Annotated in this window: 14 protein-coding genes and 2 tRNA genes; 15 read left to right on the top strand and 1 reads right to left on the bottom strand. The window is 52.5% G+C overall.

Annotated elements, in window-relative coordinates; translation table 11 throughout:
* Positions 1-779: 779 nt before the first annotated feature.
* The 9 genes from pnpS (at position 780) to MKY96_RS18425 (ending at position 10,970) form a co-directional block, all read left to right on the top strand.
* On the top strand, positions 780-2,573 hold the full coding sequence (gene pnpS, locus MKY96_RS18465) for a two-component system histidine kinase PnpS (RefSeq protein WP_340942215.1): 1,794 nt from the start codon (positions 780-782) through the stop codon (positions 2,571-2,573).
* 130 nt (positions 2,574-2,703) lie between these two features.
* The gene (locus MKY96_RS18460; RefSeq protein WP_076082862.1) at positions 2,704-3,432 is read left to right on the top strand and encodes a response regulator transcription factor; all 729 of its coding nucleotides are present in this window, start codon (positions 2,704-2,706) and stop codon (positions 3,430-3,432) included.
* Positions 3,433-3,592: 160 nt separating this feature from the next.
* Positions 3,593-4,348: a phosphate ABC transporter ATP-binding protein PstB gene (pstB, locus tag MKY96_RS18455; protein ID WP_036725565.1), complete on the top strand. Its 756-nt coding sequence runs from the start codon at positions 3,593-3,595 to the stop codon at positions 4,346-4,348.
* A gap of 80 nt (positions 4,349-4,428) precedes the next feature.
* Complete coding sequence (gene phoU, locus MKY96_RS18450) at positions 4,429-5,088, top strand: phosphate signaling complex protein PhoU (protein WP_076082856.1); 660 nt, start codon at positions 4,429-4,431, stop codon at positions 5,086-5,088.
* Between the two features lie 236 nt (positions 5,089-5,324).
* Entirely contained in the window at positions 5,325-7,997 is a 2,673-nt protein-coding gene (polA, locus tag MKY96_RS18445) for a DNA polymerase I (RefSeq protein ID WP_340942213.1), read from the top strand.
* A gap of 51 nt (positions 7,998-8,048) precedes the next feature.
* Positions 8,049-8,891 (top strand): DNA-formamidopyrimidine glycosylase, encoded by an 843-nt coding sequence (mutM, locus tag MKY96_RS18440; protein ID WP_340944630.1) that lies wholly within the window; start codon positions 8,049-8,051, stop codon positions 8,889-8,891.
* A gap of 187 nt (positions 8,892-9,078) precedes the next feature.
* Positions 9,079-9,801 carry a manganese efflux pump gene (locus MKY96_RS18435; protein ID WP_340942212.1) on the top strand — a complete coding sequence of 241 codons (723 nt, stop codon included), beginning with the start codon at positions 9,079-9,081 and terminating at the stop codon, positions 9,799-9,801.
* Between the two features lie 9 nt (positions 9,802-9,810).
* Positions 9,811-10,407: a dephospho-CoA kinase gene (gene coaE, locus MKY96_RS18430; protein WP_076082848.1), complete on the top strand. Its 597-nt coding sequence runs from the start codon at positions 9,811-9,813 to the stop codon at positions 10,405-10,407.
* Entirely contained in the window at positions 10,407-10,970 is a 564-nt protein-coding gene (locus MKY96_RS18425; protein ID WP_340944628.1) for a lytic transglycosylase domain-containing protein, read from the top strand. The genes coaE and MKY96_RS18425 overlap by 1 nt, the downstream gene beginning before the upstream one ends.
* 101 nt (positions 10,971-11,071) lie before the next feature.
* On the opposite strand, the gene MKY96_RS18420 is transcribed toward MKY96_RS18425, so the two are convergent.
* Positions 11,072-11,290 (bottom strand): alpha/beta-type small acid-soluble spore protein, encoded by a 219-nt coding sequence (locus MKY96_RS18420; protein ID WP_036695868.1) that lies wholly within the window; start codon positions 11,288-11,290, stop codon positions 11,072-11,074.
* 165 nt (positions 11,291-11,455) lie between these two features.
* Between MKY96_RS18420 and nrdR the strand changes: the two genes are divergently transcribed.
* The 6 genes from nrdR (at position 11,456) to MKY96_RS18390 (ending at position 13,480) form a co-directional block, all read left to right on the top strand.
* Complete coding sequence (gene nrdR, locus MKY96_RS18415) at positions 11,456-11,932, top strand: transcriptional regulator NrdR (protein WP_036695870.1); 477 nt, start codon at positions 11,456-11,458, stop codon at positions 11,930-11,932.
* 245 nt (positions 11,933-12,177) lie between these two features.
* Positions 12,178-12,253 (top strand) — tRNA-Ala (locus tag MKY96_RS18410).
* A 9-nt stretch (positions 12,254-12,262) separates the two neighbouring features.
* Positions 12,263-12,335, top strand: a tRNA-Lys gene (locus MKY96_RS18405).
* Positions 12,336-12,521: 186 nt separating this feature from the next.
* The gene (locus MKY96_RS18400; protein WP_340942209.1) at positions 12,522-12,755 is read left to right on the top strand and encodes a hypothetical protein; all 234 of its coding nucleotides are present in this window, start codon (positions 12,522-12,524) and stop codon (positions 12,753-12,755) included.
* Positions 12,746-13,147, top strand: coding sequence for a PIN domain-containing protein (locus tag MKY96_RS18395; protein WP_340942207.1), 402 nt, complete (start codon positions 12,746-12,748; stop codon positions 13,145-13,147). The genes MKY96_RS18400 and MKY96_RS18395 overlap by 10 nt, the downstream gene beginning before the upstream one ends.
* Positions 13,148-13,225: 78 nt before the next feature.
* Positions 13,226-13,480: a hypothetical protein gene (locus tag MKY96_RS18390; protein WP_340942204.1), complete on the top strand. Its 255-nt coding sequence runs from the start codon at positions 13,226-13,228 to the stop codon at positions 13,478-13,480.
* The last annotated feature ends 7 nt before the right edge of the window (positions 13,481-13,487 follow it).

The raw sequence follows: 13,487 nt of genomic DNA, 5'->3' as shown, positions 1-13,487 counted from the left end.
GACCCAATGTAATCGAAAAACTGATTACAATGAGCCGGTCGGGGGTGTGCGTGCCAAATGTAATCGAAAAACCGATTACATTGCGCCGGTCGGGGGTGTGCGTGCCAAATGTAATCGAAAAACCGATTACAATGCGCAGCGTTGGTAAGCGAGCCAAATGTAATCGAAAAACCGATTACAATGCTCAGCGGCAGGGTAAGTGGACCCAATGTAATCGGAAAACCGATTACAATGCGCCGGTCTGGGGTAAGCGAGCCAAATGTAATCGGAAAACCGATTACAATGCTCAGCGGCAGGGTGAGCGGATCAAATGTAATCGAGAAACCGATTACAATGCGCTGGAGCGAGGGTGCACGAGCTAAATGTATGCGGGGGGTTGAGGTATACAGGGTTTACTGTAACTCCCACTCTCAAACAGCGCAGCGGGCGGACTGATTGTGGAGAAGCGGTAGCGTTCGCCTTTGTGTCCGGATTTTAACCGATCAGGTAAAAATAATAAAAATCTGGACACAACAGCGATCGGAACAACGGTCCGTTTGCGGAGCGTCCATTATAGATCCCACAGCGCTCCATCCTCGGCCCAGGCTCTTGGATCTCAGATACCGCTCCTCCCTCGACTTAATATCCCAATCTTCCCTGGCGCTTCCTCCCAGCCCCCGCATCCCGCTGAGCGCACATTTTACACCCCGTTGATAATCGCCGCCGGAACTGGTATTTTGCCGAAAATGCAGGTAGAGTGTTCACATGGACATAAACACGAGGGAAGAGGACCGCCGCAGATGAAACCATTCCGCATTCGACTTACCATCATACTTATGGCACTGATAGGAATATCAATGACCGGGGCCGGGATCACCATGGCTCAGCTGTTCAAGGATTCGCATATTTCCGTGCTGGAAGAGAACATGTCCCGGGAAATAAAGCTGCTCTCCGGCACCTTCTCATTCATGGATACCAGCAGCCCGGATGCCCTGAACTACTATACAGAACAGGCAGAGAGGATATCCGTCTTGACCGGGTCACGCGTCACCTTCATTACGAAGCAAGGCCGGGTCATTGGGGACTCGGAGAAGAATCCGCGTGATATGGACAACCACTCTACCCGCGAAGAGGAGCTGCTGGCCGCGAAGGAAGGGATTGGCCGGGCGATCCGTTACAGCGATACATTAGACCGTGAAATGATGTATGTGGCGGGTTCCGTGTCCTCGGATCAGGGCTTTGACGGGTATATACGGCTGTCTATGGGGCTCGATACCGTATCCGAAGGACTGAACCGGGCGTGGATGATCATGGCAGGCGGGCTGGTGCTGCTGTTCATTGCCGCAACCTTGGTGAGCTATAAGGTGGCTTCCAGTATGACCTCACCGCTGGAGCAGATCACCAGAGTGGCGCGGCGGATTACCGATCTCGATTACGATGCCCGGGTGCCCATGAAGCGCAAGGATGAGATCGGCCAGCTGGCAACAGCCATCAACGCGATGGCCGACAGTCTCCAGGCCCAGCTGAAGACCATCCGCGACAATGAGGATCTGCTGCAGAGCGTACTCGACAATATGACCGGCGGTATCGTGATGATCAACGCTGAAGGGGAGATTGCCCTGCTCAACCGGGCCGCCGAACGGCTGCTCGATGTGAAGCACAGCGAGATGACCGGACATTCCTATAAGGAGATTAAGCATCATTATGAGCTTACCCGGCTGATTGATGATGGAGTGTCCGCAGGTGTACCTATTCACGAGGAGCGCAGCATTTATAATCCGGTGGAGCGGATTGTGCGTCTGGACGGGGTGCCGATGATCCAGGACGGCTGCTCCCGGGGCATGCTGTTCCTGCTTCAGGAGGTTACAGAGATTCGTAGGCTTGAGAAAATGCGCAGCGAATTCGTCGCCAATGTCTCCCACGAGCTGAAGACCCCTGTCGCTGCGGTAAAAGGCTTCGCCGAGACCCTCCTCGGGGGTGGCGTTACGGATGAGAAGACGGCGCGTTCGTTCCTGCAGATTATTTACGATGAGAACGAACGGCTGAACCGCCTGATCGGCGACATTCTGGAGCTGTCCAAAATCGAATCCAAACGCGTTCAGCTGGAATGCTCCCCGGTTCATCTCATCGAGTTCTTCGACTCCGTGCTGGAAACGCTCAGCAAGGTAGCGGAGAAGAAGAAGATTACGCTCAGCTCGGATGTGCCTGCAGAGCTATTCATTGAGGGAGATGAAGACAAGCTGCGCCAGATCTTCATGAATCTGCTCTCCAATGCGATCAACTACACCCAGGACGGGGGCAATGTCAGAGTCACCGCAGTAAGCATCCTGAAGAAGGATGGTACGGAGAGTGTGCGTTTTACAGTCAGTGATACGGGGATGGGGATTCCGCGCAAGGATCTGCCCCGGATCTTTGAACGCTTTTACCGGGTGGACAAAGCCCGCTCCAGAAGCTCCGGCGGAACTGGCCTCGGTCTTTCCATCGTGAAGCATCTGGTTGAGCTGCACCGCGGGTCCATTAATGTTGAGAGCGATCTGGGCATCGGCAGCTCGTTCATCCTTGAACTGCCGCTGCTGCAGGAAGAGAATCTATAACCCTTCAGATCATAGCGGATCATCATAGAGAATAAATTTATGATTTTACACCAAGTTAACATTGTGGTGCTATGATGTGCATGTGTGCAGTTTTGTAAAATTAATAACCTATGAAAAGACGGGGGAACCTATGGCACAACGATTGCTTGTCATTGAAGACGAACCGACACTGGCCCGGCTGCTGTCTTACAACCTGACACAGGAAGGCTACGAGGTGACGGTGGAGGATCATGGAACGGCAGGATATGACCGTGCGACTAGAGAACCTTTTGACTTGATCGTACTGGATCTGATGCTGCCCGGCATGAACGGCATTGACATTCTGGATAAATTGCGTGGACAAGGCATCCGCACACCGGTTATAGTGCTGACGGCCAAGAATGCGGAAGAGGATGTCGTCCGCGGACTGAAGTCCGGGGCGGATGACTATATTACGAAGCCCTTCGGCGTATCCGAGCTGCTGGCCCGGGTCAGCGCTGTACTGCGGCGGATCTCAGGTATTGCCGAAGAAGCTCCGCCCGAGACGGCGGTGTCTGCATCGACGATTATTCTTGGACAGCTGGAGATCTACCCCGAGCGTTATGAAGTCTCGCTGGGCGGGCAGAGCATCAATCTGCGGCCGAAGGAATTTGAAGTGCTGCTATATCTGGCCCGCAAGCCGGGCGTCGTCCTGACACGGGATGATCTGATGAATGCGGTCTGGGGCTTCGACTATATCGGAGGCCAGCGTACCGTTGATGTGCATGTCAGCTCCCTGCGCAAGAAGCTGGAGCTTGACCCTGAATCCGTGCATATCGATTCCATCCGCGGCGTGGGCTACAAGCTGGTCGTCAACAAGAAGAGAACACCGGTCATTTAAAATGACGGTGTTCTTTTCTCACAAGATAAGCATCTTCTCCTCCGGCATTGTCTAATTTTACAAGGATTTTTACACTGCGTTAACAATTCTCTGGAGCTCTATTTACACTGAAAGCTTATCATGGGGAACGAAGATGATGAGAAGGAGACAACAGAAACTAATGAAATCCATCATTGACATAGAGAAGCTAGATCTCTACTATGAGTCATTCCATGCCCTGAAGAAGGTGGATTTGCAGATTCCGGAGAAGCAGGTGACTGCGTTTATCGGACCCTCCGGCTGCGGGAAATCCACATTGCTGCGTACCCTTAACCGTATGAACGACATGATTCCCGGAACACGTATTGAAGGTAAAGTGAATATCGGCGGTAAAAACATCTACAGCGACGAGATCGAAGTGGAGAGTCTGCGCAAGCAGGTGGGGATGGTGTTCCAGCAGCCCAATCCTTTTCCCAAGTCGATCTATGATAACGTGGCTTATGGCCCGCGCCTGCACGGTGTGAAGAGCAAAGCCGAGCTGGATGTCCTGGTAGAGCAAAGCCTGCGCCAGTCTGCACTCTGGGAGGAAGTGAAGGATTTCCTTAAGAAGTCTGCCTTAAGTCTGTCCGGAGGCCAGCAGCAGCGTCTCTGTATTGCCAGAGCCCTTGCCGTACAGCCGGATATTCTGCTGATGGATGAGGCGACTTCAGCGCTCGACCCGGTGTCCACACTCAAGATTGAAGAGCTGGTCCAGGAGCTGCGGGATAAGTATACCATTGTAATGGTCACGCATAATATGCATCAGGCCGCCCGGGTATCGGGACGCACTGTATTTTTCCTGAACGGTGTTATTGTGGAGGCTGCGGACACGGAGCTGCTGTTCTCGAACCCTAAGGATTCCCGCACAGAAGACTATATTTCCGGCCGCTTCGGCTAAGAATGGCTGATTCGTAAGTCTAAGGTTCACTCTTGTTCACCCGATATGACCAAATGTTTGTGAGGAGGATCACTTTCGATATGATTCGCAGAAAAGAATTCGATAAAGATCTGGAAGAACTGCGCTCCCTGCTGCAGCAGATGGGCGAGCATGTAACGGATGCACTCGACGGTGCGATACTGGCCCTGCAGACCCTTGATACGGTACGGGCGCAGGAGATTGTTAAAGCGGACCTGCGGCTGAACGCCATGGAAGACCGGATTATGGAGATCGGCTCACGGCTGATCATCACCCAGCAGCCGGTGGCGAAGGATCTGCGCCGCATTATTGTAGCCTTCAAAATCTCCAGCGATCTTGAGCGTATGGGCGATCTAGCACTGGATGTAGCCAAGGTAACGATGCGCATCCAGGGACAGCAGCTGATTAAGCCGCTTGTGGATATTCCGCGCATGGCTGAGCTTGTCACGATCATGACCACAGAGGCTATTCAGTCTTATCTGGACGAGAATACGGATCTGGCCTACAAAATGGCGCAGGATGACGATCAGGTCGATGGCCTGTACAGCGCGATGATTAACGAACTGTACACTTATATGGTTCAGAAGCCTGAAACAGTGAATCAGGCGATGCTGCTCACACTGGTTGGCCGTTACATTGAGCGGATTGCCGATCATGCCACGAATATTGGCGAGAGTGTAGTGTATCTGGTTACAGGTAAACGTCCGGATTTGAACCAATAATTGCATAAGGTTGGCGCACAGACACAGCTTAAGCCAAGCTCTGCGCCTCGAACGTCAGGCAGCAAGCCTCCTCCCCGGGGCTTGTTTTTTTGTTATAAAGAGCGCATCGCTTGGCCCATACCATCAGCAGCGGCTGAGGGCCGGGGCAGGGATGGATCTTCTTGTCTCAGGTTCTGTTTTGTACGGAGCATATGTTACTATGTAAGGAGAAAGCAAGAAAAAGGCGAGGTGCTAGTGTGGACAAGCTGATACTCATTGATGGAAATAATATCATTTACCGGGCGTTCTTCGCCATGCCGCCGCTGACGAATACAGCGGGACAGCAGACGAATGCGGTATACGGTTTCACGACGATGCTGCTGCGTCTGCTGGAGGAGCATAAACCGACACATATGATTGTGGCCTTCGACGCGGGGAAGATTACCTTCCGGCATGAAGGCTATGAGGAGTATAAGGGCGGGCGCCAGAAGACCCCGCCGGAGCTGTCCGAGCAGTTCCCGCTGCTCAAGGAGCTGCTGAAGGGTCTGGGGGTTCCGCAATTCGAGATTGCAGGCTACGAGGCTGACGATATTATCGGCACCATCTCCAGGGAAGCGGATGCCGCCGGCCGTCAGGTGATGATTGTGTCCGGGGATAAGGATATGCTGCAGCTGGCTTCCGAGCATACCACCATAGCGCTGGTGCGCAAGGGAGTTACGGAAGTGGAGCTCTACGGACCTAAGCAGATCCGTGACAAATATGATCTCACCCCTGAGCAGATCATTGATCTGAAGGGGCTGATGGGCGATGCCAGCGACAATATTCCCGGGGTGCCGGGAGTCGGGGAGAAGACAGCGCTTAAGCTGCTCCAGCAGTTCGGATCGGTGGAGGGCGTGCTGGCCGGAACCGGTGAGCTGAAGGGGAAGATGAAGGAGAAGCTGGAAGAGCACGCGGACAGCGCCGTCATGAGCAAAAAGCTGGCGACGATCTACCGCGAGGTTCCGCTTGAGCATACGTGGGAGGATATGGTGTTCAGCGGGATTAACACGGACACGGCTGGGCCTGCGCTCGCCAAGCTGGAATTCCGCTCGCTGCTGGAACGCCTGTCGCTGAGCGCCTATTCGCATGCGGCGGACGGCAGCCTGACGGGTTCCCCCGTGGTGGAAGCCGCAGAGCTTAATATTACGATCGTTGACGAAGCCGGAATAGGCGGGCTGGTTCAGGCACTGCCGGGCATCTCCGCCCTGCATGTGGAATCTAACGGAGAGAACCCGCACCGTGCCGAAGTGATCGGCCTCGGGCTGTCTTCGCCGGAGCAGCATTATTTTGTGCCTTTTGCCCTGCTGAAGAGTAAGGCTGCGGCACCTCTGCTGGACTGGCTCGGTGACGAGCAGGCGCCGAAGAGCGGGTATGATCTGCACCGTGCCGATCTGGCGCTGCATTGGCAAGGGATTGCTTTTGCCGGAGCCGCTAACGATGTTCAGCTTGCCGCTTACCTGCTGGACCCGACCGAAGCGAGCCAGAATCTGAATGACCTGACCACGAAATACGGCCTGCCCCGCTTGTCGCCGGATGAGGATGTCTTCGGCAAAGGGGCCAAATATAGAATTCCTGAGCCTAAGATTCTCGGTGAGCATGTCGCCCGTAAGAGTGCGACCGTGCTAGGCATTGTGCAGAAGCAGCAGGAGGAGCTGGACAAGACGGGCATGACCGGTCTGTTCCAGGACCTGGAGATGCCGCTGTCACGGATTCTCGCCGATATGGAGAAGCAGGGGATTGCTGTAAACAAAGATGATCTCGTCCAGCTCGGCAAGGAATTTGAAGCCCAGATCTCCCGGCTGGTCACTGAGATCTACTCCGCTTGCGGAACCGAATTCAATCTTAATTCTCCGAAGCAGCTGGGCGAGGTTCTGTTCGTGAAGCTGGGTCTGCCGGTCGTGAAGAAGACGAAGACCGGGTATTCTACGGATGCCGAGGTACTGGAAAAGCTTGCGCCTTATCATGACGCCGTGCGCCTGATCCTGCAATACCGTTCCATTGCCAAGCTGCAATCCACGTATGTGGAAGGTCTGATGAAGGAAATCTCGCCGGAGACCGGCAAGGTACACACCTTCTACCGGCAGACGATTGCGGCCACGGGCCGGCTCAGCAGCCAGTTCCCGAACCTGCAGAATATTCCGATCCGGCTCGAAGAGGGCCGCAAGATCCGTAAGGTATTCGTGCCCTCCGAGCCGGGCTGGTCGATTCTGGCGGCGGATTACTCACAGATCGAGCTGCGTGTGCTTGCGCATATCTCGGGTGATGAGCGAATGAAGGAAGCTTTTGTCGAGGATATGGATATTCATACTAAGACCGCCATGGACGTATTCGGCGTCCCTGCGGAGAGTGTGGACAGTAATATGCGCCGCTCCGCCAAAGCGGTTAACTTCGGCATTGTGTACGGCATCAGCGATTACGGGCTGTCTCAGAACCTGAACATTCCGCGTAAGGAAGCGGCCCGGTTCATTGAGCAGTATTTCGAGGTGTTCCAAGGTGTGCGCCGTTACATGGATGATATCGTAGTCGAGGCCCGTAAGCAGGGGTATGTGACTACTCTGCTGGAACGCCGCCGTTATCTGCCGGAGATCAATGCGAAGAACTTCAATCTGCGGTCCTTCGCAGAACGTACGGCGATGAATACGCCGATTCAGGGAACCGCTGCGGATATTATCAAGCTGGCCATGGTTCATATGGACAAGGCGCTGCATGAGCGCGGCCTGAAGAGCCGGATGCTGCTCCAGGTACACGATGAGTTAGTGTTTGAGGTGCCGGAGGAGGAGCTGGAAGAGATGAAGCAGCTGCTGCCTGAGGTGATGGCCGGAGCGCTGCAGCTGTCTGTTCCGCTGAAGGCAGAGGTAAGTTATGGCAGCAACTGGTACGAAGCGAAATAGGCTCCCCGCACATGGCAGATATCCGGTATAATGGAGTGGAGGTGAGCCATGATGCCGGAATTGCCGGAAGTCGAAACAGTCAGAAGAACACTTAATGAGTTAATTACAGGTAAGCAGATAGAGCATGTCACCGTCCGGTTGCCGCGGATTATTCAGCGCCCGGATGATATTCAGGCCTTTGCCCATATGCTGGCTGGTCATAGTGTGGTTACAGTTGAACGCAGAGGCAAGTTCCTGAGGTTCGTCTTTGACGGGCTGGTGATGGTCTCCCATCTGCGGATGGAGGGCCGTTACGGGATGTACCGTGAGGGCGAGCTGCTGGACAAGCATACGCATGTTATTTTCCATTTCACAGATGGGACGGAGCTGCGTTATACGGATGTGCGCCAATTCGGAACGATGCATCTGTTCCAGCCGGGAGAGGATCTGCAGCTGAAGCCGCTGAACAAGCTGGGGCAGGAGCCGCTGGATGCCGATTTCACGCTGGAGCGGTTCAAGGAGATTGTCTCGAAGCGGAGCACCAAGATCAAGCCGCTGCTGCTCAATCAGGAATATATAGTAGGTATCGGCAATATTTATGTAGATGAGTCCCTGCACCGTGCAGGCATCCACCCGGAGGAGACCGCGAAATCCCTCACGGAGGATCAGTTGGCCAGACTGCACCATGCTATCGTCGCAACGCTGACGGAAGCGGTGAATGCCGGAGGCTCCTCGGTGAAGTCGTATGTCAACGGCCAGGGGGAGAGCGGGAGCTACCAGGATCAGCACAAGATCTACGGACGCAAGGATCAGCCGTGTGCCACCTGCGGCACGCTGATTGAGAAGAGCGTGGTCGGCGGACGGGGGACGCATTATTGTCCCAGCTGCCAGCCGGTACCTCTGTTGATTCTGTGATTTTTTAAGTGACAGCGCTGTGTTTCCGGCCCGTTTCCGGGCTGAGTTATAACTGTTATGTATAAAGGCAGGCACTTCCTGCCCGTCCCGCCCATATAATGTGTGAAGATTGCTGATTATGGCGAAACGGAGCTCCGGCTTGGATACTTAATCCACCGGCTCCGGTTCTTCACGGGAGGGATTGCGGGTGCTTAGCCCATTGTTGTCACTATTGCTGCTTGCATTTGCGCTTAGTCTGGATGGATTTGGTGTAGGCATTACATATGGACTGCGTAAAATGAAAATTCCCCTGCTCTCCATTATCATTATCTCGCTCTGTTCAGGGGTCGTCATTTATGGTTCTATGCAGGTCGGCGTGCTGCTGGCCAAGGTAGTCTCCCCGAATGCCGCTTCCAGTGTCGGAGCGGTTATTCTCGTCTTAATGGGCTGCTGGTCCCTGTTCCAGATGCTGACGCAGAAGGAGAAGGAGCAGGAAGAGCCTGCGCCGGCAGCCGATAAAGGCTATTCGGGGCAGGAGACCAGGCAGGAGACGGCTGCTGCCGCACAACTTGCTGAGACAGAGCTGAAGCCGGCCGTATTCTCGCTGGAGCTTCGCCATCTGGGCGTGGTTATACAGATTCTACGCACGCCATCTTCTGCGGATATGGATGCCTCGGGGAGCATCTCCTCCATGGAAGCCATGATTCTGGGGATCGCGTTGTCGCTGGATGCCTTCGGAGCCGGTCTTGGTGCAGCATTGCTCGGATTCAGCCCGTGGTCCACCTCGCTGATGATCGCTGTATTCAGCGGGACCTTTCTGCTGATGGGGATGAAGACAGGACTGAGATTATCAGGCAGCTACTGGATGAAGCATGCGGCTGCGCTGCCCGCGATATTATTAATTGTAATGGGTATAATGAAGTTATTATGAGGTGAGTACATGATTATAGGCTTAACCGGAGGCATCGCTTCGGGAAAAAGCACCGTGTCTGCACTGTTTGTCCGTAAGGGAGCTGCGCTGGTGGATGCTGATGTCATCGCCCGAGAGGTGATGCTCCCCGGACACCCGGTGCTGGCGGCAGCGGTGGAGGCTTTTGGAGACCGCATCCTGCTGCCTGACGGTTCGCTGGACCGGGCAGGTCTTGGCGAGATTGTCTTCCGGGACCCGGAGGCGCTTAAGACACTGAATAACCTGACCCATCCGGCAATCCGCAGGGAGATCAAGGACAGGATGTATGCGCTTGAACAGGAGAATCCGCAACGTCTCGTCATTGTGGACATTCCGCTGCTCTACGAATCAGAGCTGGATTCCTTGTTTGATCAGATTATTGTGGTCTATGTTCCGAGGAGGGTGCAGTTAGCCCGCCTCATGGAGCGCAGCGGAATGAAGCTGGAACAGGCGGAGGACCGGCTGAGGTCCCAGATGGATATTGAACTGAAGCGCAGGAAAGCAACATTTGTGATCGACAATAGCGGTGATCTGGAGTCTGCAGAGCTTCAGGTTGCCCGGCTGTGGGACAGGCTGGGCCTGATATGATGAAGTGGCTGCGTAAAAAAAGAGTTCTGCTGCTGCTGTTCATCGGCTTCACCGCGATCCTGTTTCTTGGCTCCAACTGGATGTCATGGTTTTATCCTATTCATTATAAAGCAGAGATCCGCCAGCACAGCCAGACGTATGAGATGGACCCGTTCCTGGTGGCGTCCATCATCCGTGTGGAGACCAATTATAAGACCGGCCGCGAATCCAAAAAAGGCGCACTGGGGCTCATGCAGCTCATGCCGGATACCGCCAAGTGGGCGCTCGAAAAGGCCAAGCTCCCCGACGTGTCGCTGGAGCGGCTGAAGCAAGAGCCCTCCTCCAATATTGAACTGGGCACCTGGTATTTGTCTTCGCTGTCCAAGCAGTTCGACGGCAACCGTATAGCGGTCATAGCTGCCTATAATGCCGGGCCCGGTAAGGTGCAGAGCTGGTTGGATGAAGGGCAATGGGACGGAACAGAAGCCTCTGTGAAGGACATTCCGTTCGGTGAGACGCGTCACTACGTGCAGCGTGTAATTTATTATTATGATCAATATACTGAGCTCTATAGTGAGTTCTAGGGTGCTTGTTACTTCTGCTGCTGTTATGTAAAAAGAAGCATCAAACGGCCGGAGGCCGTTCGATACTTCTTAGGCAAGCTTATGTCGCGCTTAGCAGGTTATTATTTGTACTGACCTGCCAACTGCTGCTCAGCCAGGGTTACAAGACGTTTAGTGATGTAACCACCGATCGAACCGTTTTCGTAAGAAGTTTTATTGCCTTGGTATCCGTCTGGGGAGAGGGTGATACCTAGTTCCTGGGCAACTTCATATTTCAGTTGTTCCAAGGCACCGCGTGAGTTTGGAGCTACCAGGTTATTGGAGTTGTTATTTTGGCTCATTGCTGTTCACCTCCTATCGGTTGGTAACTGTATTATGTGCCGGACATGTCAGATTCATAACAACAAATAAACGGTGTTTTCTGGAAATTAAATGATGCCCGCATAGCCCTTGTGTATCAAGGGGCGGGGCCTGACCATTCTAATGATGAGGAAGTGAAGAAGCTTATGAAATGTCCTTACTGCGACCACACCAACACCAAAGTCCTGGACTCGCGCCCGGCCAATGAGAATAAGTCCATCCGCCGCAGGCGGGAATGCGAGCTGTGCAGCCGCCGTTTCACCACCTTCGAGATGATTGAAGAGACCCCCCTGATTGTGATCAAAAAAGGCGGCAGCCGTGAAGAGTTCAGCCGTGACAAAATCCTCCGTGGCCTGATCCGTGCCTGCGAGAAGCGTCCGGTTCCTGTTGAGCGCCTGGAGGTCATCGTATCCGAGGTGGAGAAAAGCCTGCGCGGCATCGCCCTCGCCGAGATCGAGAGCCGCCAGATCGGCGAGCTGGTCATGGAGCAGCTCTACCCTGTAGATGAGGTAGCCTACGTCCGCTTCGCGTCCGTGTACCGTCAGTTCAAGGACATTAACATGTTCATGAAGGAACTGAAGGGACTGCTGTCCAAGAACACGGAGGAGCTGGACGGGTTGTAGGTGGAGGGAGTAGAGGGGTTTGATTGGGGTAGCGGGGCTGGCTCTGGGGTTATAGGGCCAGTTCCCGGGTAGGGCGTTTGTCCTCAAAAATAATTTCGAAAAAGTGTTGACACTGAAAGCAGATTTCTGTATTATATAGAAGTCGCCTACGAAACACATTGATGAATAAGCGGCTTGAGCTTATCTCTAAGATTAGATTTTAGAATACATAATGTAATTCTAAATTGGCAAAATTGTAAAAATATGGGGCCATAGCTCAGCTGGGAGAGCGCATCGCTGGCAGCGATGAGGTCAGGGGTTCGATCCCCCTTGGCTCCACCAATTTCATACGGACTCTTAGCTCAGTTGGTAGAGCAGTAGACTCTTAATCTATTTGTCCAGGGTTCGAGCCCCTGAGAGTCCATCACATGAAGAACGGCAGAGATGTCGTTCTTTTGCTATGCATCCACAACCTTCAACAACTAGAGAGCATATTTTTCCTGATATCTATATACTTTGATTCTAGGCGATATAACACCAACTTTCTTTTTTTATTTAATGTCTGCATGTTATACTACCCTTAAACCCTCATAGGAGGCTGAAATAAGACATGTCTGTGCCAAAAAGAATGGATAAACAAACGGCTCGCGAGTTACGTTCGATTCTAGAAAAAATGAATATCACCCAGAGTAAAGTTAAAATAAATCTTGATAATGACACCATCGAAGTTGAAGATGATTATTCAATTGACGATATCCTTGAATCCGCAGGTATGCTGACCCCTAACGAAGCAAAAGAACTGTCCGATGAGGTTCGGAGAATGCGTGAAGAAGAGTGGAATTGATAAAAGGTTATTTAATTGATACCAACATTGCTATCGCATTTTTGGCAGGGGAACCTGACGCCATGTCTTTTGCCCGTCAAGCCAAAGAAGATAAAATGAATATCTATTTTTCAGTCATTACCGAATGTGAAGTATTCAGCGGCCTAAGCACTGAATTACGTTTGAAGGGAATTAAATTATTTAATTCGCGGAGATGTCTGGATGTTACCTCGCTAATTGCACAAAAAGCTGGGGATTTAAGAAGAAAACAGCGTGAGAAAGGGCGAAAACTTAAAACGCCTGATGCTTTAATTATCGCAACTGCAACAGAGTATCATCTTGGATTAGTTTCACGTGATCATGATATGAGCTTTGTTGGTGATGAGTTTGGTATTCCCCTTATTAATCTTTAAGGTGCTTGAACCAACGAGATATCTGAGAGCTTCATCAGAAGTATTATAACTTATGGCAAACCGAAAGGATTGTTAATGATGAGAAGTGCTAAGGGAGCCGAAAACTTTCCATATAGTGCAAGTACCATTTGTTATTTTGAAGTGGGTGGAGGTGGTGATGTATCGCAGGTTTATCATAAGAATAAGTCAGATAGACTAAAGATTCTGGAGATATATAATAGGGTTTCGAGCAAAGAAACAACATTATATGCTGTGTGGCCCGGTAAATATAGTAGTGATTTGTTTATCATTGATGACCTTGATGCTTTTGCAAAGGCATTCGATTTGATTTAACCGGTGC

It is taken from the genome of Paenibacillus sp. FSL R7-0302 (genome assembly GCF_038006885.1).
Taxonomy (GTDB): Bacteria; Bacillota; Bacilli; order Paenibacillales; family Paenibacillaceae; genus Paenibacillus_AQ.
This window is presented reverse-complemented; position numbering and strand designations above follow the sequence as displayed.

Excerpts from the sequence above, each read along its gene's own strand:
- MKY96_RS18400 (WP_340942209.1), top strand. The coding sequence starts at position 12,522 with ATGTCTGTGCCAAAAAGAATGGATAAACAAACGGCTCGCGAGTTACGT.
- MKY96_RS18420 (WP_036695868.1), bottom strand. The coding sequence starts at position 11,290 with ATGAGCCAAAATAACAACTCCAATAACCTGGTAGCTCCAAACTCACGC.
- MKY96_RS18425 (WP_340944628.1), top strand. The coding sequence starts at position 10,407 with ATGAAGTGGCTGCGTAAAAAAAGAGTTCTGCTGCTGCTGTTCATCGGC.
- MKY96_RS18390 (WP_340942204.1), top strand. The coding sequence starts at position 13,226 with ATGAGAAGTGCTAAGGGAGCCGAAAACTTTCCATATAGTGCAAGTACC.
- coaE (WP_076082848.1), top strand. The coding sequence starts at position 9,811 with ATGATTATAGGCTTAACCGGAGGCATCGCTTCGGGAAAAAGCACCGTG.
- MKY96_RS18460 (WP_076082862.1), top strand. The coding sequence starts at position 2,704 with ATGGCACAACGATTGCTTGTCATTGAAGACGAACCGACACTGGCCCGG.
- mutM (WP_340944630.1), top strand. The coding sequence starts at position 8,049 with ATGCCGGAATTGCCGGAAGTCGAAACAGTCAGAAGAACACTTAATGAG.
- nrdR (WP_036695870.1), top strand. The coding sequence starts at position 11,456 with ATGAAATGTCCTTACTGCGACCACACCAACACCAAAGTCCTGGACTCG.
- phoU (WP_076082856.1), top strand. The coding sequence starts at position 4,429 with ATGATTCGCAGAAAAGAATTCGATAAAGATCTGGAAGAACTGCGCTCC.
- pnpS (WP_340942215.1), top strand. The coding sequence starts at position 780 with ATGAAACCATTCCGCATTCGACTTACCATCATACTTATGGCACTGATA.
- pstB (WP_036725565.1), top strand. The coding sequence starts at position 3,593 with ATGAAATCCATCATTGACATAGAGAAGCTAGATCTCTACTATGAGTCA.